The sequence below is a fragment of the Gimesia maris genome, from assembly GCF_008298035.1.
GTDB lineage: Bacteria > Planctomycetota > Planctomycetia > Planctomycetales > Planctomycetaceae > Gimesia > Gimesia maris.
Genome location: NZ_CP042910.1, coordinates 4,744,523 through 4,763,113, shown reverse-complemented (window position 1 = coordinate 4,763,113; position 18,591 = coordinate 4,744,523). Strand labels below are relative to the sequence as shown.

General features: G+C 50.7%; 16 protein-coding genes. 7 read left to right on the top strand and 9 right to left on the bottom strand.

From position 1 onward, the window contains the following. Window positions 1–64: 64 nt before the first annotated feature. The gene (locus tag GmarT_RS17415; RefSeq protein ID WP_149303022.1) at window positions 65–1,969 is read right to left on the bottom strand and encodes a GTPase; all 1,905 of its coding nucleotides are present in this window, start codon (window positions 1,967–1,969) and stop codon (window positions 65–67) included. Window positions 1,970–2,331: 362 nt separating this feature from the next. Between GmarT_RS17415 and rpsB the strand changes: the two genes are divergently transcribed. The 3 genes from rpsB (at window position 2,332) to pyrH (ending at window position 4,959) form a co-directional block, all read left to right on the top strand. Beyond that, entirely contained in the window at window positions 2,332–3,090 is a 759-nt protein-coding gene (gene rpsB, locus GmarT_RS17410) for a 30S ribosomal protein S2 (RefSeq protein WP_002645116.1), read from the top strand. A gap of 147 nt (window positions 3,091–3,237) precedes the next feature. Continuing rightward, window positions 3,238–4,074: a translation elongation factor Ts gene (gene tsf, locus GmarT_RS17405; protein ID WP_149303020.1), complete on the top strand. Its 837-nt coding sequence runs from the start codon at window positions 3,238–3,240 to the stop codon at window positions 4,072–4,074. A 117-nt stretch (window positions 4,075–4,191) separates the two neighbouring features. After that, on the top strand, window positions 4,192–4,959 hold the full coding sequence (gene pyrH, locus GmarT_RS17400) for a UMP kinase (RefSeq protein WP_002645120.1): 768 nt from the start codon (window positions 4,192–4,194) through the stop codon (window positions 4,957–4,959). Window positions 4,960–4,975: 16 nt separating this feature from the next. On the opposite strand, the gene GmarT_RS17395 is transcribed toward pyrH, so the two are convergent. The 7 genes from GmarT_RS17395 to ilvD form a co-directional block, all read right to left on the bottom strand. Beyond that, window positions 4,976–5,755 (bottom strand): class I SAM-dependent methyltransferase, encoded by a 780-nt coding sequence (locus tag GmarT_RS17395; RefSeq protein ID WP_002645121.1) that lies wholly within the window; start codon window positions 5,753–5,755, stop codon window positions 4,976–4,978. Between the two features lie 141 nt (window positions 5,756–5,896). Then, on the bottom strand, window positions 5,897–6,358 hold the full coding sequence (locus GmarT_RS17390) for a hypothetical protein (RefSeq protein ID WP_002645122.1): 462 nt from the start codon (window positions 6,356–6,358) through the stop codon (window positions 5,897–5,899). A 303-nt stretch (window positions 6,359–6,661) separates the two neighbouring features. Further along, on the bottom strand, window positions 6,662–7,525 hold the full coding sequence (locus GmarT_RS17385) for a hypothetical protein (RefSeq protein WP_002645123.1): 864 nt from the start codon (window positions 7,523–7,525) through the stop codon (window positions 6,662–6,664). Between the two features lie 92 nt (window positions 7,526–7,617). Continuing rightward, complete coding sequence (gene ruvX, locus GmarT_RS17380; RefSeq protein ID WP_002645124.1) at window positions 7,618–8,106, bottom strand: Holliday junction resolvase RuvX; 489 nt, start codon at window positions 8,104–8,106, stop codon at window positions 7,618–7,620. After that, entirely contained in the window at window positions 8,090–9,166 is a 1,077-nt protein-coding gene (locus GmarT_RS17375; protein ID WP_002645125.1) for a mannose-1-phosphate guanylyltransferase, read from the bottom strand. Before GmarT_RS17375 ends, ruvX begins: the two co-directional genes overlap by 17 nt. Window positions 9,167–9,246: 80 nt before the next feature. Further along, the gene (locus tag GmarT_RS17370; protein ID WP_002645126.1) at window positions 9,247–10,668 is read right to left on the bottom strand and encodes a UTP--glucose-1-phosphate uridylyltransferase; all 1,422 of its coding nucleotides are present in this window, start codon (window positions 10,666–10,668) and stop codon (window positions 9,247–9,249) included. Between the two features lie 39 nt (window positions 10,669–10,707). Then, window positions 10,708–12,399, bottom strand: coding sequence for a dihydroxy-acid dehydratase (gene ilvD, locus GmarT_RS17365; protein WP_002645127.1), 1,692 nt, complete (start codon window positions 12,397–12,399; stop codon window positions 10,708–10,710). Window positions 12,400–13,019: 620 nt separating this feature from the next. Between ilvD and GmarT_RS17360 the strand changes: the two genes are divergently transcribed. From GmarT_RS17360 to murA, 4 genes are all read left to right on the top strand, one after another. Then, window positions 13,020–13,307 (top strand): type B 50S ribosomal protein L31, encoded by a 288-nt coding sequence (locus GmarT_RS17360; protein WP_002645128.1) that lies wholly within the window; start codon window positions 13,020–13,022, stop codon window positions 13,305–13,307. A gap of 166 nt (window positions 13,308–13,473) precedes the next feature. Beyond that, entirely contained in the window at window positions 13,474–14,556 is a 1,083-nt protein-coding gene (gene prfA / locus GmarT_RS17355) for a peptide chain release factor 1 (RefSeq protein WP_002645129.1), read from the top strand. A 51-nt stretch (window positions 14,557–14,607) separates the two neighbouring features. Further along, a complete protein-coding gene (gene prmC / locus GmarT_RS17350; RefSeq protein ID WP_044236956.1) occupies window positions 14,608–15,525 on the top strand; it encodes a peptide chain release factor N(5)-glutamine methyltransferase in 918 nt (305 codons plus the stop codon). A gap of 59 nt (window positions 15,526–15,584) precedes the next feature. Further along, the gene (murA, locus tag GmarT_RS17345) at window positions 15,585–17,033 is read left to right on the top strand and encodes a UDP-N-acetylglucosamine 1-carboxyvinyltransferase (protein ID WP_002645131.1); all 1,449 of its coding nucleotides are present in this window, start codon (window positions 15,585–15,587) and stop codon (window positions 17,031–17,033) included. A 33-nt stretch (window positions 17,034–17,066) separates the two neighbouring features. On the opposite strand, the gene GmarT_RS17340 is transcribed toward murA, so the two are convergent. Next, window positions 17,067–18,575 carry an outer membrane protein assembly factor BamB family protein gene (locus GmarT_RS17340; RefSeq protein WP_002645132.1) on the bottom strand — a complete coding sequence of 503 codons (1,509 nt, stop codon included), beginning with the start codon at window positions 18,573–18,575 and terminating at the stop codon, window positions 17,067–17,069. Window positions 18,576–18,591 lie beyond the last annotated feature (16 nt).

Below are 18,591 nucleotides of genomic sequence, written 5' to 3'. Positions count from 1 at the left end.
GTTTGTGATCTCATGTCTCAGATAAAGTTGAAGCGGTTTCCAAATTCAAAGTGGAGGCTCAATTCTAAAGCGTGATCTGCAGTTGATTCAGCTGTTGTTCCAGTTCGTTGACGGTCTGTTGAACTGCATGGTAATGTTTGGAGTCTGGCAAGGCGACGGCAGACTTCAGTTCTTCAGGAAGGGTTTTGAGTAAATGGGTTCGAACGGCATTTGCCAGCCACTCGGTCCGTTTCTGTGCAAAGACAGCGTGAAATCGTCTGATTTTTGCTTCCAGGTATCCCATGCCTGAAGCAGCCGAACTGCTGACGGCTGTTTCTCCAACTGTCGTGGCTGCAGCGCCGCCGGCCACATCACCGGCGACATTGACAACCGACTGAATCATAGTATCGGTGACGATTTGGGTTCCCACATCACCGACGGCGCCGAAGCCGACAAAGAATAATCCGACACTGAGGACCGGGCGTCCCACGGCAGCGGCTCGGTCGATCTGTTTGATCAACGAATAATACTGCGGGCTTTCCGATTTGAAACTGGTCATCTCTCGATCGACCAGCTCTTCAAATTGAGTCGTGAAGTCAAACTGTGAATGCTCTGAATGCAATGTCTTCAGAAGTGCTTCGCGTGAGGTCCCGCTTAACAACGATTTCAGACGACTGGTCAGCAGGGCATTACCCAGTTCACTGACGAGTGTCAGGCGATCATAGATGCCCTCCACTGTCTGCAGTACCACAGACCACTCCTGGTCACGATAAACTTCCATCGGAGGCCGTTTTTCTTCTGTAGTGAGTGCATGCAGGTAACGAACCGGCCAGAGGACTCCTTTGCCCAGTGAATTGTAGAAACCGTGCACGTGGGCGGACCAGCCTTCCCGCTGTTCCTGCCACCATTTACGGACGGCGGCAACGATCACGGAGTTGGGAACCAGCGGCCAGTTTTCGATCTCGGCCAGTTCATGCTCTGAAAGCAACTCTGCTGCAGAACGGAATTCCTGACTGCGGGATTTGATTTCCCTCAGATAAGAAGGGACCCCTGTATCCTGCTGGATGAGATACTTCAATGCACCACGCAGTGTCTGAATTTTGATCTCGCCGAATTGCATTTGTGACAGGACTTCCATCAGGTTTACAGGTGAGTCTGACTGTGGAGTGTCGGCATTAATCTCGGAGGGGGCATCTGTCGCAGCTGGTTCAAACTGACGAGGATAAAAAGGGAGTTCCAGGTTGGTTGCCGCACGTCGGTCATTCGGAGCGATAAAAACCAGTTCCGGATGCGCTCCGGTTTCCTGGCAGAATGTGTTTAACCACAAAGGCCAGTATGCTTCATCGTCGGGTAGCTGGCATTGATTGAAGACGGTGAGGATGACCTTGTCTTCCCGGGCGGCTTCCCGGAAAAACTTTTTCACCGCGGCGTCATTATATTTCTGCTGAGTGAGCACGGTGACCAGCACGTCTGCGCATTGCCTGATCCGTTCTGCACGTTCCCAGTTGACTTCGGCATCGCTGTCGATATCGGGGGTATCCAGTACGAGGAGGTTCGAAGCCAGGGTATCACAGTTTTTCCAGAAGAGCAGATGCGCTTCATCCTGTTTGAGGGGATCTTCAGCAGATGACCAGGGCACCAACTGGAATCCCTGGAAGACTTCCCGTAAATCGTGCTGCTGCTCAAAGTGCTGGGGCACGAGGCAAACCGGATGGCGTGTCTGGGAGGCAAGCGGGCTGATGGCGCTGGTCTGTTGATCCACCAGGTGATTGAAGATCACACTTTTGCCGATATTGGTTCCGCCCACCACTGCGACGACCAGATACATCTGGTTAGTCAATTGGGGGATCAACTTACGTTCCAGTATATCAAACCATTCGCGGCCACTGAGCCTGGGGATCTCCAGTTGGCTGGACTCTGCTTCCAGTGCCTGCAGATGATTTTGCAGCTGGTGGATCGTGTTCGAAAATTTGTCAAGCGTGGTGGACATAGGACAATTGAGCTCAGGGGGATTGTGTTTCAGTCTGTCATTCGTCTGTCAGAGTTCATTCTTGTGATGAATGGTAATGTTTGAGTATATCGATTTCAGGATTACAGGATGACCCCAAATTGAAGCTCAGTCACTTCAAATTCGATCCAATTCCCTGAATTAACGGTCGCAAGGTTTGACGGGCGCAAATAACTCAGATAGGATCCACCCAGCCGCACTTTGCAGTGTTCTCAGCTCAAATTGCGCAAAGAGAATTTGTAAATGCTGTTTGACGCCTTCAATAGCTAAGTCTATTGATTGTAATTCTTTAAGAACGTGGCCCCTGGCAGGTCATGTGCCCATTAACAAAAGAGGAGCTGAAGATGTCGGATTTAGTCGTCAAGGATATTCTTGAAGCGGGTGTTCACTACGGTCACAAGACGAGCCGCTGGAACCCCAAAATGCGACCTTATATTTACGGTCGCCGTAACCAGATTCATATTATCGACCTGAAAGAAACTGTCCGCGGTATTATTCGTGGAAAACGTTATCTGGAACGGGTTGCCTCACAGGGAAGTCTGATCCTGTTTGTAGGTACCAAGAAGCAGGCACAAGGCCCGATTCGCGATGCAGCGACTGCATGCGGTATGCCTTATGTGACAGAACGCTGGCTGGGTGGTGCATTAACCAACTTCCGCACCGTACGTAACCGCCTGAAACGTCTGGAAGAGCTGGAATCATTTGATGAAACTGGTGAAATTCATTCTTACTCCAAGAAGATGCAGTCCACACTGCTGCGTGAAAAGCGAAAAGTCTTCCGTAACCTGAACGGCATCCGGACGATGAACCGTCTGCCCGAAGCACTGGTTGTGGTTGACCCAACCAAGGAAAAGAATGCGGTTCACGAAGCACACATTCTGGGAATCAAAGTGGTTGGTCTGATTGATACCGACTCGGATCCTGATGAAGTCGATCTGCCGATCCCCGGTAATGATGACAGCATTCGTTCGATCCGCCTGGTGATGAATCAACTGGCTTCTTCCATCATGGAAGGTAAAGGCAAACTGCCTGATACCGGTAAAAAAGATGACAGTGGTGATGCAGGTGCTGAAGAAGAATTCAAGCCTGTTCCTTCGCTGTAAGCAATACATGGCAAATCGAGATGGCGACAGTGTCTCCCGCCGACTGGCAAATCAGCCAGTCAGCGGAGTCACTTCAAAACACACATAAATCGGAATATCAAATTAAAGCAATTGATGAAGCAGTTGCTTTCGAAGGAGATTACTGAGATGGCTGAAATCACAGCAGCAGCCGTGAAAGCATTACGTGAAATTACCGACCTGCCCATGATGGCCTGTAAAAAAGCATTACAGGAAGCAGACGGGGATCAGGAAAAGGCAATCGAAATTCTGCGGGAAGAAGCTGGCAAAATCCAGTTGAAGCGGAGTGATAATGCGACTTCAGAAGGTCGAATCACTGTTCTTTCCAGCGAAGATGGTTCAGAGACAGTGATGCTGGAAGTGGCCTGTGAATCTGCTCCCGTTGCCAGTGGAGAAGATCTGGTTAACTTTTCCAACGCCTGTGTCGCACAGCTGATTGCAAATCCGGAAGTCGATACGGTCGAGGGTCTGCTGGCACTGCCATCCGAAAAGACACCGGGAAAAACTCTGAATGATGACTTCATGGATATGTTAAACAAGATCCGTGAGAAAATCGTTGTTACCCGAATTGCCCGGTCACAGGGACCAACAGGCAGCTACGTGCACCATGATGGCAAAACCGGCGTGCTGCTGCAGGCAAAAGGTGAAACGGCAGATGCCGAACTGCTTCGTGGCGTGGCAATGCACATCGCTGCTTTGAAACCGGTTGCCGTCAATGAATCAGATCTGGACCCTGCTGTTGTTCAGGAAGAACGTGATCGACTGATTGCGGAAGCCAAAGCGACAGGCAAGCCAGATAATATTATTGAAAAAATTGTAGATGGCCGCATGAAAACATTTTTTGTGGAACAGGGAGTCCTGAATTACCAGCCTTATGCGGTTGATGATTCCAAAACTGTCAGCCAGGCTTTAGCCGAAAAAGGCCTGGAAGCAGTTTCGTTTACCCGTTGTGCAATTGGCGGTTAAGTATTTGAATACTGTGACGCATGCGTACTGATTCAGTGCGCGTGCGTTTTTTTCTATATCGACTCTGAGTGCTCTGTTTTTATACCAACATCTGACCGACTATTGAGGATACCACGGATGACCGATTCTCCTGCCCCTTTGCTTCAGCCTGCTTATGAGCGTGTTTTACTCAAATTAAGTGGCGAAGTTTTCTGTCGCGATGGTGAAGGTGGCATCAGCATGTCTGAGCTGGTATCGATTTCTGCTCAGATCAAGCGACTGGTTGATTCCGGAGTTCAACTGGCCATCGTCTGTGGTGGCGGTAATATTCTGCGAGGGAAACAGTTCTCCTCTTCCAGTGGATCCATCAATCCGGCGACCGCCCATTATATGGGGATGCTGGCAACCGTCATCAATGGTCTGGCTTTACAGGATGCCTTGGAAAATGCGGGTGTGCCAACTCGCCTGCAGACGGCAATTCGTATGGAAGGAGTGGCTGAGCCTTTTATACGTCGGCGCTGTGTTCGTCATCTGGAGAAGGGACGTGTGGTCATTCTGGCTGCCGGAACCGGGAGTCCCTTTGTGACGACGGACACCGCTGCGGCTTTGCGTTCGCGTGAAATTGATGCGGATATCCTGCTCAAAGCGACCAAGGTTGACGGTATCTATTCTGATGATCCAGAGAAAAATCCGCACGCGGTCCGTTTCTCAGAGATCAGCTATCAGGATGTCCTGCATAAGAACCTGCAGGTCATGGATGCCCAGGCATTGCATCATTGTATGGAACATGGAATTCCGATCCTGGTTTTCAATTTCCGCAAAACAGGAAATATCGAAAAGGCAGTGGCTGGTGAAAACATTGGTACTCGCGTCCTGCCAACCGTCGAATCGCGTACCGACGGTTAAGCAGATCTGCTGCCAGTTATTTCTTGCGAAGAATGAAGACAACATCTTCGGTCTGCGCATCGAGCTCGATGGTAAAGTCCATTTCATACATGAAGTCGTATAATTCAACGACTTCGAGTTCAGGGACTTTTTTCAGCAATGCCTTAAATTGGGGCGCGGTATAAGTACGGTAGTCCATCGTATCGAACAGCTGAAACTGACGGGACGGAGTATAGACATCAAACGTCATTTCCAGATGTTCGTTGCGTTTCTTCAGATCTGTTGAAATCGACTGCATATGCGAGTTAATCTGCAGGTTGCCTCGCCTGGCCGACCAGCTTTCACTCTGCATCGGCTCACCAACAGTGGGAGTCAGGTGCAGTCCCAAAATGTACAACCCGCCGGGGGCCAGCGCATCGGCCACACATTTCAAGTGGTTTTTTGCAGCGGTTTCAGAAGGCAGGTGACGAAAACTGTTGATGGTATTGAAAGCGGCGTCGACAGGCTTTTTCAGTTTGAAGTCAGACATGTCTCCCAGGACTGCAGAGCGGGGGAAACCAAAACGTTCGAGCCGGTCATTACAGTAGTTGATGGCGTGCTGGTTGAGATCGTTACCTGAGACCTGGTAACCCGCCTGGGCCAGTTTGATCAGCAGGCGACCCGTCCCACAGGCTGGCTCAAACAGTTTTTTCACTTTACGGGTAGCGTGCTTCTCAAAGCAGCTTTGCAGAAAGTCAAACTCGGCTTTCCAGTCATCACCAAAAATGAGATCGTAATATTTGGGATAGTCGTAGAGATGCCCTTTGATCGTTTCCATAATTCTTTCTTGCCGAGGTACGTATTATGCTCTGGATTATGACATGCGTGATATCAATGAAAAAAGCCTTAAGCAGAAGTTATAGTCTGCTTAAGGCTGATGTTCAACCAGTGGCAAAAGAATCTGGTTTACGCTGATCCGTTACAGGGCTTTTCCCAGTGTATGAGTCGGAATGTCTTCAACCATCTCGCCTGGTCCATGGACAAAATCAATAGAGGGGTTTTCTCCCAGTCCGACGTAGACGGTAATCGTGTAGTCTTTGAAGAAACCTTTCCAGGTATACTGCTTCATTTTTTTGCACATCTGGGTATGGTTGTCTGCAGGCCTTGTCACAACACTGGGAGTACCTGCAATGTACTGGTTCACTTCAGACATCCGTAGATCTTTGTTCTGCTCGAGCATTTCTGTCTGGGCAAGCTGTAAAGCAAGTTCGGTCTCGTGGGCATACGTCTGGGCGTAAAAGTCAATCATCGCCAGGCAAAACACAATTGTACCCAAGGTCCAGGACAAGACTTTAATTGCGGATTGTATAAATGATTCGACAGTGAGTGAGGAAGGATCATTTGAGCGCGATTCGGGCGCTTCGATAGTAATTGTGGACATCTTTGAGCCTTTCTGTAGTTCCTACTTAAGGTGGGTGCAGGACAGGGGTGGGATATTAAGGCGTTTCATCTCAATAGTAAGGCGGGGACTTAAAACTTAACCGGTGGGAATGTTACCTCCTGAGTTTGAATTTAACATAGACAACAGGTTAACTTTTCATGAACCAACGAACTTTTCTGGATAAAAAGGCTGGTTGATTCTTGCCCGTTATTTACAGGCACTTGCTTACTATATGTTAGGAGATTGGCTGTGTGATTGACAAGCCTGATTTTCTGAATTCGCCAAAAATGATACAGGAGAACACTATTTCTGGTCGAGGTCCTCAAGCTTAACGTCTTTGACCATAAACTGATTCAAATCTAAATTTCCTTTCAGTTCCGAGTCAATTAACTGTAGTCGAGCTTCAATCTTATGTAATCGGGCTTCCAGAGCAGGGTGGAACACCGATTTACCCGTTTGAGGCATATTGCGGGGGACTTCTGGATATCCCAGTTGACGTTGCAAGGCGCCAAACATGTAAAGGGGATCACGATTGTGATTGGCTTTGGCGATGCGCCCGTCCTGGCTGCTGAATAAAACCGGGTAACGAGGCTGAAAGTCGGCATTTCCGGGCCGTCTGCGCTGTTCATCGACAAAATGTTGAGAACGCAGATAGATCAGGTCTGCGAAATCAACCGACCCCAGTTGTTGTTTCAGTTTGCGGATCCATTCTGACCAGTCGGCATTATATTGCGTATCCTGGGAGATGGCTTCGAGTCCATGATGATAGCCCAGGCGGTTGCGTGAAATGCATTCGAACTGATATATGAACATACCTGCGCTGCTGGGGTTTTCGGTACGATATTTTGCTTCGCGTTCCAGGATTTTCAACGCGATTTTCTGGTCAAATTTGGACTTATCATCTTCCGCATTTTTCATGATGTAAGTCTGGAAGGGCGTGAAATAGTGCGAGAGCTTTTGCATGCCGTCGGAGATCCGACCAGTCAGCATTAATTCGCCTTTGAGGAAGTCGATGGCCATTGGGAGTTTGGTCGTGGCCAGGACCTCTTCGTAGATCGTTGCCAGAACAACCTGCGAGGGGATGGCATCTTCCAGTCTCTCGCGGTAGTTGCGAAAGAAGTAAGTCTGCTCGATATATTCTTCACGGTCCAGAGGGGGCTGTGGCATTGAGTTGAGTTCGAGATCTTAGAGTCTGGAAAATCAGGGCAAGTCTAACTGCCTCACTGTTCTCATTATACAACATCCGAGGCAAAAACGATTCAAAAAGATTCGGGAATCTGGTTACGGTTCGGACTGTCGAGAAATGACTGCAAAATTATCTGGGCCGCAAGTTTATCCAGATAGGCTTTCCGTTTGTTGCGACTCATATTCAGGTTGACCAGAATTTCTTCAGCGGTCGCGGAAGAATAACGTTCGTCCCAGTAACGGACGGGGATTTCTGCAAACTGACTGACCCAGTTGCCGAACTGGCGGGCCTCTTTGGCTTTCTGTCCTTCATCGCCACTCATATGGACGGGAAGTCCGACGACCAGTCCTTTACATCGATACTCTGTGATAATACTTAAGAGATGTTTCTGGTCCTGCGGCAGGCTTTGTCGGTTATAGTTATCAAGTGGACTGGCGATATTCTGTTCAAAGGTGGAAATCGCAATGCCGACGCGTTTGGTGCCGTAATCGAGTCCCAGCAGCCGCCCCTCCGCAGGGAATTCCGCTTCAAAAGGCTGCCCGTTTTCAGAGGTATTGGTCATAGCCACGCTCCTCGATCAGGGTCACCAGTTTTTTGATGGCGGATTCATCATCTTTGGGTGCGATTAACGTTGCATCGGGAGTGTGCACGATCAGGCAGTTTTCCACACCGAATGTGGCAATCAGGTGATCATCTGTGGTGCGAATGATACTGTTGGATGTTTCCAGACCGCAGTGCAGTCCGAGCACGGTGTTGCCATCGTCATCGGTCGGAAAATATTTCTGCAATGTATTCCAGTTGCCGACGTCGTCCCATTCAAACTCAGCGGGGATCACTGCCAGGTACTCTCTCGAGTGTTCAAAGACCGCATAATCGATCGAAATGGATTTCATCGTAGTGAATTCTGCTGCGAGGACTCTTTCATATTCCGAGGTTCCGATGGCAGCACTGATCCGATTCAAGGCGGCGTACATTTCCGGTTCCCATTTTTTCAAAGCCATCAGAATTCGATTGGCTTTCCAGGCAAAAATCCCGCAGTTCCAGAGATAGTCGCCGCTGTCACAATACTGCTGCGCAGTTTCCGGATCAGGTTTTTCCTTGAACTCTTTGACACTTAAACCTGGCAGGTCTGCTGCGATGGCAGATCCTGTCTGGATATAGCCGTAACCCGTCGCAGGGTAAGCTGGTGGTACGCCGATGAGCGCAAGAGTTTCCGGCTCGGCTTCAATCAGTTTTACCGCCTGATTGACAGTATTCACAAAACCCGACTCCGGCTGGATTGCATGATCGGACGAGAGCACGAGCATGATGGCTTCGGAATCGACGTGGAGCAGGTGAATTGCCGCCAGTCCAATACAGGGAGCGGTATTACGCGCTGCTGGTTCGACGAGAATGTGTTCCGGATTCAACTGCGGCAGTTGCCGCTTGATTTCAGGTGAAAGTGTACTGTTAGTGGCAATCCAGACATGTTGTTCATGTGAAAGTTCACGACAGCGCGCCACCGTCTCCTGAATCATGGTTTGTTGGCCCACGAGTTTCAGCAGTTGTTTGGGAATCGCTTTGCGGCTTTGCGGCCAGAAGCGTGTTCCGCTGCCACCTGCCATGACAACTGTGTGAAGCATGAAGCCTGTTTCTCCGAAAGGGAAATGTTGTTCGCGTGAATGAAAGTGGGAGTTGATTCTGGCAGCTTAACTGCCGAATTCTATTCTCCCAGATACACGGGAGATGTAAATTGCGCATCGGTTGAGATTTTTTGTTTTAACTCTGTTTCATCGACCGCAAATAAGGGACTGATCTCAACAGTCGCTTCTGCGGGGAGCGTCACGCCACAGGAGGTCAGCCAACTGGAAAAGATACGATTGAGCGCTGCATGGGCTGTCTGGGGAGAATCCTGGCCTTCCGCATTTTTAACGGGATTAAATTCTCGTTGTCGATCGATTTCATAGACCAGTACGGTCTCTGCTTCAGGCAGCACATCAAAGATAAACCGTTCAAACTTAATGGCGTTGGGCTCTGCAGGAGCGACCTGGGTCCCCGACGCATCAATGTACGGCACTTTTTTATTCGCCTGATGAAACGGAAGGCGTGCATCGTCGTTGGCGATCTGCTCCAGAAAATCCCGGTTGAAGATATGAATTGCCGTGCTGCCTGCCCAGTGCAGCAGCTTGCCGTCATCATCCGTTTGTTCAGAGATATGGTCGGGCAGATCGCTGTATTCGATGATTTGGGTTTTTTGGTCCACATCGCAGACGATCCCCATTTTTTCATCGGGTGCGCGTTTTGACACCACTTTGACTGATACGTCTGCATTTGCCGTCTGATGATAACCCAGGAACTCGGGGTCGCAGACGATGGCAGTCGGGTTGTCGACCTGATGGTAATAGAGTGTGTCGATTCCTTTTTCCCGCATCACGTCAAACATACCGTTGTTCTTGAGGGCTGCGAGCATGCCCCCATGTCCGTCCGGGCTGACGGCAATGCGGTGTTTTTCTTCCAGGAGAATTTGCCCGGAATCCGCATCGACAGCGGGCATCGTACCCTGTTTGAAGAAGTAGAGTTCGCCATCCGCCAGACCAAAATTCTGATGCTGCTGAAAATATTCCACGGTTTCATCATGAGTGGCATCGCTGGTCATGATGAAATAGCAGATCGGCTTTCCTGCCTGTCGTGCGCGGGCACGCAACTGTTCCACCAGAATCTGAAACAGGGAAGTCTGTTTGACGGGCCCGATGGGAAACATGCCTTTCGGATGGCTGAAGCCCAGACGGGAACCCTGACCGCCTGCAACCAGGATCGCCCCGACTTTGCCTGCTGCCAGCAGTTTCTGGCCACGTTTCGTTGCCTCTTCCGATTCAGAGGGAGACGAACAGCGATCTTCCAGTCGGACTACAGTCGCCGGACGCGTGGCGCGTTCCGCTTTCTGTGCCGGCGATTCTGCCTTTTGAGTTGTCTCTTCAGGGGCATACAACCGCTGGATCTGCTTGAAATTAATCGCCTGGATCTGTGCTGAGAGACTGGCTTGTTCCTGTTGACTCAGGTCGTTCCACCAGGTCAATAGATGGGTTTGCTGAAAGTCAGATAATGTCTGGTAAAGATCCTCTGGAAAGGAATCGGGGGCTGACATGATTTCTGGTTCCCTTGTATTTAAGTTGGGGTTCCGGGGTTATTCGCAGTCCGGCAGCAGGGCTTTACTCACACAGCCATGATGTGCCTGTGAGGTGGTGGCTGAAAAATCAGCCAGATAGCCGCGGGAATGTCTGACGGGTTGAAGTGGTTTTTTCACTCGGCGTTGCTGAAATTCCTGGTCGGAGACATCAACGCTGATTTCTCCTTTAAGCAGATCGAACGAGATCTGGTCACCATCCTGAATCAGACCAATCGGACCTCCGACTGCCGCTTCGGGAGAACAATGCACGCCGATGGCACCGTGTGAAACACCGGAGACACGTGTGTCCGAAATGAATGCCACTTTGCCATCCAGTTCCGGTACCGTCAGAGCGGCAGTCGCGACAAGTACTTCAGGCATGCCTGATGCGACCGGACCCAGGTTTCGTAGTACGATGACACTGCCGGGTTTGATCTTACCTGCTTCGACGGCATCGACTACGCCTTTCGCTTCATCGAAGCAGCAGGCGGTTCCCGTGAAATGTGATTCCTGCATGCTGGAAACTTTAAAGACAATGCCTCCCGGTGCCAGATTGCCAAAGCAGATCTGCATGTCGGCGTAAGTTTTATACGGTTGATCGAGCGAAGCGATCAGTTCCTGGTTCGTGGGGACATCGCCGATTTCTGCCAGGTTTTCCGCCAGGGTTCTGCCGGTTACAGTCAGGCAACTGCCATCGATGATGCCTGCTTTGAGCAGGTGTTTCATGAGGACCGGTGTGCCACCCAGGTGATGCAGGTCGACCATGGTTTTTTTGCCGCGTGGTGCAAAACTGCAATACACGGGCGTTTTTCGAAGAATTTCCTGAATGTCCTGCAGGTAAAATTCGACTTCCGCTTCTCGTGCCAGCGCGAGCAGATGCAGGATTCCATTCGTGGAGCCGCCGACGGCCGCGATGGTGGCGGCTGCATTTTCAAATGCTTTGCGGGTCAGGATGTCGCGCGGCCGGATATTTTTCTGCAGGAGATTTCGCACGGCAGAGGCGACATTGAGGCATTCTGTTTTTTTTGCATTATCAATGGCCGGCGTGGAACTGCTGAACGGGAGCATAAGGCCGATGGCTTCGAGCGCGATGCCCCAGGTATTGAAAGAAGCGGCGATACCACATCCCCCCGGGCCCGGGCAGGCGGTTTTCAGAATCTGGTCCGCTTCTTCTTCTTCCATCGCGCCGACTGCTGCAGCTGCCTGGGAATCGTAGACGTCGAGGATCGAAATGTCCTGTCCTTTGTGGCAGCCGGGCATGATACTGCCACCACTGACGACCAGTCCCGGATAGTTGAGTCGTGCCAATGCCATGGCGAAGCCCGGTCCGTTTTTATCGCAATTATGCAGGCCAATCAGGGCATCATACGAATGAGCACTCACGACGCATTCGGCCGCGTTGGCGATCATATTCCGAGAGGGGAGACTGGCGTTGCCTCCTTCCTGTCCCTGGGTGATGTTGTCACTGACGGCGGGAACTCCAAAAGGAAGACCGATCATGTCAGCGGATTGACATCCCTGTGCAATTACTTTCGCAAGATCGTAAGCATGCACATTACAGAGGTTGCCATCCAAGAGTGGCACGCCAATCCCGATCTGGGCCTTGTCGAAATCCTGATCCGAAAAGCCTAACCCGTAATAAAAAGCGGTGACTCCCCGTTGCCAGCCATGTGTCAGGTTTTGACTATTCCAGTTTAAAGGATGATCCATAATGTTGTTCCTGAGCGAATTGATATGTAACTGGGGACGACAGCCCTTGTTTTTATCTAACTCTAAACAGTCAACTGCGGCAGGCCAAGTTACTTAACATTTGATTTTCAAAACAGATACAGAGTCCTGAGCCCAACTGCTGAAAAGGGAACAGTGTGACCGGACAAGTCTCCTGTAATGGACCGTTCTTCTTGAGATGATTTCAAATGAGAGCCTGCAGATGAGAGTCCAGGTCAGGAAAAAATGAAAAATTGCGCGAATTGTTAAAAATCAGAAGGTCTGGGATAGCTGTATGTTATGTTTATTAAACGAGTTGCGGGATTTTATGGCCGGGGGCCTTTGCGCTTGCTCATTCGTGCAGAGGAACGTAAACTGTGATGTTTCATGAAGCAGATATTTCTATAAGCTGTTTTGTTTTCTAATTTTAGGAATCTGAGGACTCAGACGGTTTCGTTTGAGGGATCATTCCGGCAAAGCAGTTCGATGGTTGGCATCGGTAATAAAGCAGAGTCAGGGACAGCACACGGCAAGAAGTGCTTTCGGAGTCCCGATCCACAAGACTGGCAGCGGACAGTCTGTGAAATCGATTAAGGTTTTCAGGTAATAAAGAAGCTGAGAAAATGAAAAAAGACATTCATCCCGACTATCATCCTGTTGTATTTAAGGATACTTCAACAGGTGATTCATTCCTCATCCAGTCAACAGCCACTTCTAAAACTACAGTGGAATGGGAAGATGGTAACACTTACCCTTTGGTGGCAGTGGAAATCAGTTCCAAATCTCATCCTTACTACACCGGTAAGATGAAGTTTGTTGACAGTGCTGGTCGTGTGGAAAAATTCCAGAAGAAATACAACTGGGACAAACGCAAAGGTGCAGAAGAAGGCGACAAAAAAGAAGACAAGTAGCACAATTATCTATTGTCTAAAACTGAGGCTCTACGGATGATCCGTATGAGCCTCGTTTAATGCATGGTCGTCGCTTTTCTATTTTTAATGTCTGGGTTTGTATTTCAACAGAGAGTTGAAAGTCAAACCAAACACCACAGACAGTCTTTTACGTGGATTTGGGTAAATGAAGTTTCCCACCCTGCAGGTCAAACTGGATCGTTATGAGGAGTTGGAAAAAGAACTCCAGGATCCGGAAGTTCTGGCTAATACGAGTAAGCTGGTTGAAATCCAGCGAGAGTACGGCGGCCTGGCGAAGGTTGCGTTAGCAGTCCGCGAGTTTAATACCCGTGCCGAAGACATTGAGGTTGCCCGGGAGATGCTGGAAGAAGAGACTGATCCTGCTGCCAGAGAATACGCCCAGAAAGAACTGGACGAACTCTGTGAAGAGCACGAGAAGCATATTAAAGAACTGGAAGACCTGGTGGTAGCCGGCGATTCTATCACGCGTGGCGGCTTGATCATGGAAATTCGAGCTGGAGCCGGCGGCGATGAAGCGGCTCTGTTTGCACGCGAACTCTTCGACATGTATATGCACTTTGTGGAAGCGCAAAAGGGCTGGAAAACAGAAGTGTTAAACATGAGCGCCACCGAGTTGGGTGGTTTGAAGGAAGTCACGTTTTCGATTGCCGGTGAAGGTGCCTATCACCGCTTGCAGTTTGAAAGTGGAGGACACCGCGTGCAGCGTGTTCCCGAGACAGAGACACAGGGCCGCGTGCATACCAGTGCTGCTACGGTGGCCGTACTTCCTGAAGCCAGTGAAGTGGAAGTTGATATCAAGCCGGATGATATTCGCCTCGATACGTTCCACGCGAGTGGTCCTGGCGGACAGAAAGTGAATAAAACGGAAAGCGCCGTGCGGATCACTCACTTGCCGACAGGCACCGTGGTGCAGTGCCAGGATGAAAAAAGTCAACACAAAAATAAAGCCAAGGCCATGCGCGTGCTGCGAAGTCGCGTGCTGGAACAGATGCAGCAGAAGGCAGCCGATGAACGAGCTGACCAGCGTCGGACGTTAATTGGCTCGGGTGACCGCAGCCAGCGCATACGAACATACAATTTTCCGCAAGGCCGCGTGACGGACCACCGCATCAACCTTTCCCTTTACAAAATTGATCAGATCATGCAGGGCGACCTGAATGATCTCATCAGTGCCCTGCTACAGTTTGACCGAGAAGAGCGTTTACTGGGCGACGGCTCACAAAAATAAATTCGACTTTCTACCGATTATCGGTTAGCTGTCACTACGATGGATCGTGCCGTGAATGAGAACTCACCATCACCGGATCGCACTTCTGATGCTGCATCGGAACCATGGACAGTTCGTCGGATTCTGGACTGGACGACTGCCCATTTAGAGAAACACGGTAGCGATTCCCCGCGTCTGGATACCGAAGTTCTGCTGGCTCACGCAAGAAACTGTGAGCGGATTCGCCTCTACACGAATTACGAAGACGTCGTCACAGAACAGGAACGCGCTCTGATGAGACAACTGGTACAGAGACGCGCGAATTCTGAACCGGTGGCTTACCTGGTGGGGAATCGCGAATTTTTCGGACTCGATTTTTATGTCGATAAGAATGTGCTTGTTCCCCGGCCCGATACCGAAACGCTGGTCATCGAACTGGTCGATGAGGCACAGAAACTCACGAATCCTTTTATTCTGGATTTGTGCACCGGGAGTGGTTGCATCGCGATTTCAGCAGCTGCGAATTGTCACAATGCAAAATTCCAGGCAACTGATATCAGTGAACCGGCGCTGGCAATCGCCCAGAAAAATGCCGCTTCCAATGAGTTATCAAACCAGATTCAGTTCCTGCTCAGTGACTGTTTCGAACAGATTCCGCCTGGGACCTTATTCGATATCATCGTGAGTAATCCACCTTATATTCCGGATGCAGAAATCGAGCAGCTTGAAAAAGATGTCAGGCAGCATGAACCACGTCTGGCTTTGTCAGGGGGGAAAGATGGTCTGGATTTTTATCGTAAGATCATTCAAGAGGCGGGACGCTATTTAAAAGACCAGGGGTTATTGATGCTCGAGTTCTCACCGGAACAGGAAGCTGATTTACTGGCTCTGTTTAAAGCGACTGGTGAATACACAAATGTGAGGGTGAAAGCGGACCTGGCAGGGCGGGCCCGGGTGATAATCGGGCAAAAATTGCCTATCTTAAAATGAACGGATTTTCTATACTGCGTCAGCAAATCGACGTTTAATCTACAACAGGAGATCCAGGGATGGATATGTTTATCGTTCGCGGAGGCGAGCGGCTTTCGGGTAGCGTTTCTGTCAGTGGTGCGAAAAATTCCGCGTTACCACTGATGGCAGCGGCAATGGCCTGCGAAGGCGAAACTACCCTGTACTCTATCCCCGACCTGGTCGACGTCAAAACACAGTCCCAGGTTCTGGGTTCCCTGGGTATGGATGTGAACCGCGATCCGGATGGTGCATTGCGTCTTAAAACTGTGGATGAGACATCCTGTATCGCCGATTATGAACTGGTACGACGCATGCGGGCCAGTGTCTGTGTGCTGGGACCTCTGCTGGCCAAACGTCGTATGGCCTGTGTCTCACTGCCGGGCGGATGCAATATCGGAGACCGGCCGATTGACTTACATCTGAAAGGACTCTCCGCGCTGGGGGCACAAATCCGCGTGGACCGTGGTTATGTCATCGCGCGGGCGGATCGGTTGCGCGGCGCGAATATTTTCCTGGGGGGGGCCTTCGGGAGTACCGTCACGGGGACCTGTAACGTGATGGTTGCGGCTGCCCTGGCAAAAGGGACGACCACTATTGAATCGTCGGCCTGCGAACCGGAAGTGGTCGACGTCGGTAATTTCCTGAATGCAGCGGGAGCAAAAATCGATGGTCTGGGAACACCGTTTCTGACCATCGAGGGTGTGGAGCAACTCAATGGTGTGAAACATGAAGTCATTCCGGACCGCATTGAAGCAGCCACGTTAATGATTGCCGCTGCCATTACGGGAGGCGATGTCTGCTTGAAAGAGGTCAGACCCGATCATATTACAGCTGTGATTGAAAAACTCAGGGAAATCGGCGTGACAGTACAACTCGCGTTTCCCGATCAGCCGGCAAAAAAACAGTCTGTCACGGTGCGGGTGACGCAGCCACTTCGGTCGGTTGACTGCATAGCACTTCCGTATCCCGGCATTCCGACAGACGTGCAGGCGCAATTGATGTCATTGCTGGCGTGTGTCCCTGGAATCAGTATTGTCACTGACAAGGTCTTTCCGGATCGATTCATGCATGCCTCGGAGCTGGCACGCATGGGGGTAAATATCCGCAGGGAATCGGCCAGTGCGATTTTGAATGGGGTGTCTCGTTTAAGTGGTGCCTGTGTGATGGCCTCTGATTTACGTGCGAGTGCCGCGCTGGTTTTGGCTGGCCTCGCCGCGGAAGGGGAGACCGTTATTCGCCGGATTTATCATCTGGATCGCGGTTATGAACGTCTCGAAGAGAAACTGATTTCACTGGGCGCGCATGTCGAACGCGTCAGAGACGAACCCCAAAACATGCCGGACAGTCTGAAACTGACAGATGGGGAAAGTCGTCCCAGTTATTCTGAGCTACTCGATGCTTTAACGGGTCCGCATTGGAATCAGAGTGTCAGTCAGCAGAACACTGAGAGCGTAACGGCATCTCAGGATCCCGCAGACGAAGACTGAAGTCGCTAACGCCGGAGAAATCAGATTAAACGCCTATTCTTTCTTTTTGGACTGCTGTTTGGCAAAGTCGAGGCAGATCAGATGTGATTCACTTCTGAGGTACAGCTTTTTGTGAGCGAGTACCGGGGCAGCCCAGGCCGGGTATTTGATTTGTGGAAATGACGTACGGCAGACTTCATGAAATTCTTTGGGATCTACTTTGACGATCGCCAGAGTTCCTTTTTCTCCCAGGACGATGAACTTGTTGTCCGCCAGAATCGCAGAGCCGCGTCCATATAAAGGCCAGGGGGCAGTTTTACCGGAATCGATCCACAGGAACTGACCGGTGAGTGTGTTGCGTTGGATTTTGTCGATGACAGCCGCAGCACCGTCGGTCTCCCACATTACTTTGCCGTCAGACAGACGCACGCAGCGCATTGTCGCGCCACGCTCATGGCGACCGCTGAAACCATACAGGTATCCATCGTGATGAATGGTCGTTGACCAGTGGGTCATCATATTAGTGGGGTTACGCCAGAGTTCTTTATAGCTGTTGCCGTTCGGTTCTACCTGCAATAACGCCGAGCCCACCTGATAGGCGGCGGAGAGAAATATTTTATCATCGATGACCACCGGTCGGGCGGCGTTGACGGAATCGTTGATCATGGATCGGAACCAGTATTTGAAGTTCAGCGAACCATCTTCCGGATTGAGGGAGACCAGCCCCTGGCGCATCAGGCAGAGCAGGTGCCGCTTCCCGTGAATGGTGACGACGAGGGGAGAGGAATAGCTGGATATTTTCTCATTGCCGCGCCATTTGTAAACAGGCATTCTCTCCCAGCCAGTTGAAGTGCCGTTCCAGACATCTTTGCCGACATTGTGCCAGAGTGTTTTGCCTGTCTTCGCATCAAAGGCGACCATGCCGGAATCTGGTTTCCCGCCGACCATCACGATGAGCTTACTGCCTTCAAGAATGGGCGTGGCACCAACGCCGAAGAACCCGGGAGGCACGTCGAACTCCTGCAGGCAGTCGCGATGCCAGACCAGGGTGCCGTCTTTGATGTTGAGGCAGTATAGTTTTCCCTGTGCTCCGAAGGTGTAGCAATACTGTTCTGTCAACAGCGGCGAACAGCGGGGGCCATTGTTGTATCCATAGGGGTCGCGGAAATCAGAGTCGTAGGCGTACTTCCAGAGTTCTTTGCCTGTATCTGCCGCCAGACATTGAATAACTTCCTTGCCCTCATCGTCCCCTTTTTCCGGACGATGGTGGATCACCAGGCGATTCCCCAGAACAGAGGGGGCGCTGTAACCAGTGCCAATACTTTTTTCCCAGAGCAGGGGAGGCCCTGACTGGGGGAAACTGTCGATCAGGCCTGTCTCTGCTGAGATGCCTGTCTGCTCTGGACCGAGAAAGTAAGGCCAGTCTCCCGTTTTGACAGCCGGTGGTTGTGCCAGAAGCGACGCCGTTGGCTGGCCAGTTTGAGGCGTGGGTAAAGACAGGTTCAGCAGCAACACCATTCCCAGGCAGACGCGGATACAGGTTTTTCGGTTGAGATGATTCATGAGTGAGTCTATTGCT

What these genes read in the sequence shown, in the direction of transcription:
- GmarT_RS17385 (WP_002645123.1), bottom strand. Translation starts at nt 7,525, where the DNA reads ATGCCACAGCCCCCTCTGGACCGTGAAGAATATATCGAGCAGACTTAC.
- tsf (WP_149303020.1), top strand. Translation starts at nt 3,238, where the DNA reads ATGGCTGAAATCACAGCAGCAGCCGTGAAAGCATTACGTGAAATTACC.
- murA (WP_002645131.1), top strand. Translation starts at nt 15,585, where the DNA reads ATGGATATGTTTATCGTTCGCGGAGGCGAGCGGCTTTCGGGTAGCGTT.
- ruvX (WP_002645124.1), bottom strand. Translation starts at nt 8,106, where the DNA reads ATGACCAATACCTCTGAAAACGGGCAGCCTTTTGAAGCGGAATTCCCT.
- ilvD (WP_002645127.1), bottom strand. Translation starts at nt 12,399, where the DNA reads ATGGATCATCCTTTAAACTGGAATAGTCAAAACCTGACACATGGCTGG.
- rpsB (WP_002645116.1), top strand. Translation starts at nt 2,332, where the DNA reads ATGTCGGATTTAGTCGTCAAGGATATTCTTGAAGCGGGTGTTCACTAC.
- pyrH (WP_002645120.1), top strand. Translation starts at nt 4,192, where the DNA reads ATGACCGATTCTCCTGCCCCTTTGCTTCAGCCTGCTTATGAGCGTGTT.
- GmarT_RS17395 (WP_002645121.1), bottom strand. Translation starts at nt 5,755, where the DNA reads ATGGAAACGATCAAAGGGCATCTCTACGACTATCCCAAATATTACGAT.
- GmarT_RS17390 (WP_002645122.1), bottom strand. Translation starts at nt 6,358, where the DNA reads ATGTCCACAATTACTATCGAAGCGCCCGAATCGCGCTCAAATGATCCT.
- GmarT_RS17370 (WP_002645126.1), bottom strand. Translation starts at nt 10,668, where the DNA reads ATGTCAGCCCCCGATTCCTTTCCAGAGGATCTTTACCAGACATTATCT.
- GmarT_RS17340 (WP_002645132.1), bottom strand. Translation starts at nt 18,575, where the DNA reads ATGAATCATCTCAACCGAAAAACCTGTATCCGCGTCTGCCTGGGAATG.
- GmarT_RS17360 (WP_002645128.1), top strand. Translation starts at nt 13,020, where the DNA reads ATGAAAAAAGACATTCATCCCGACTATCATCCTGTTGTATTTAAGGAT.
- GmarT_RS17375 (WP_002645125.1), bottom strand. Translation starts at nt 9,166, where the DNA reads ATGCTTCACACAGTTGTCATGGCAGGTGGCAGCGGAACACGCTTCTGG.
- prfA (WP_002645129.1), top strand. Translation starts at nt 13,474, where the DNA reads ATGAAGTTTCCCACCCTGCAGGTCAAACTGGATCGTTATGAGGAGTTG.
- GmarT_RS17415 (WP_149303022.1), bottom strand. Translation starts at nt 1,969, where the DNA reads ATGTCCACCACGCTTGACAAATTTTCGAACACGATCCACCAGCTGCAA.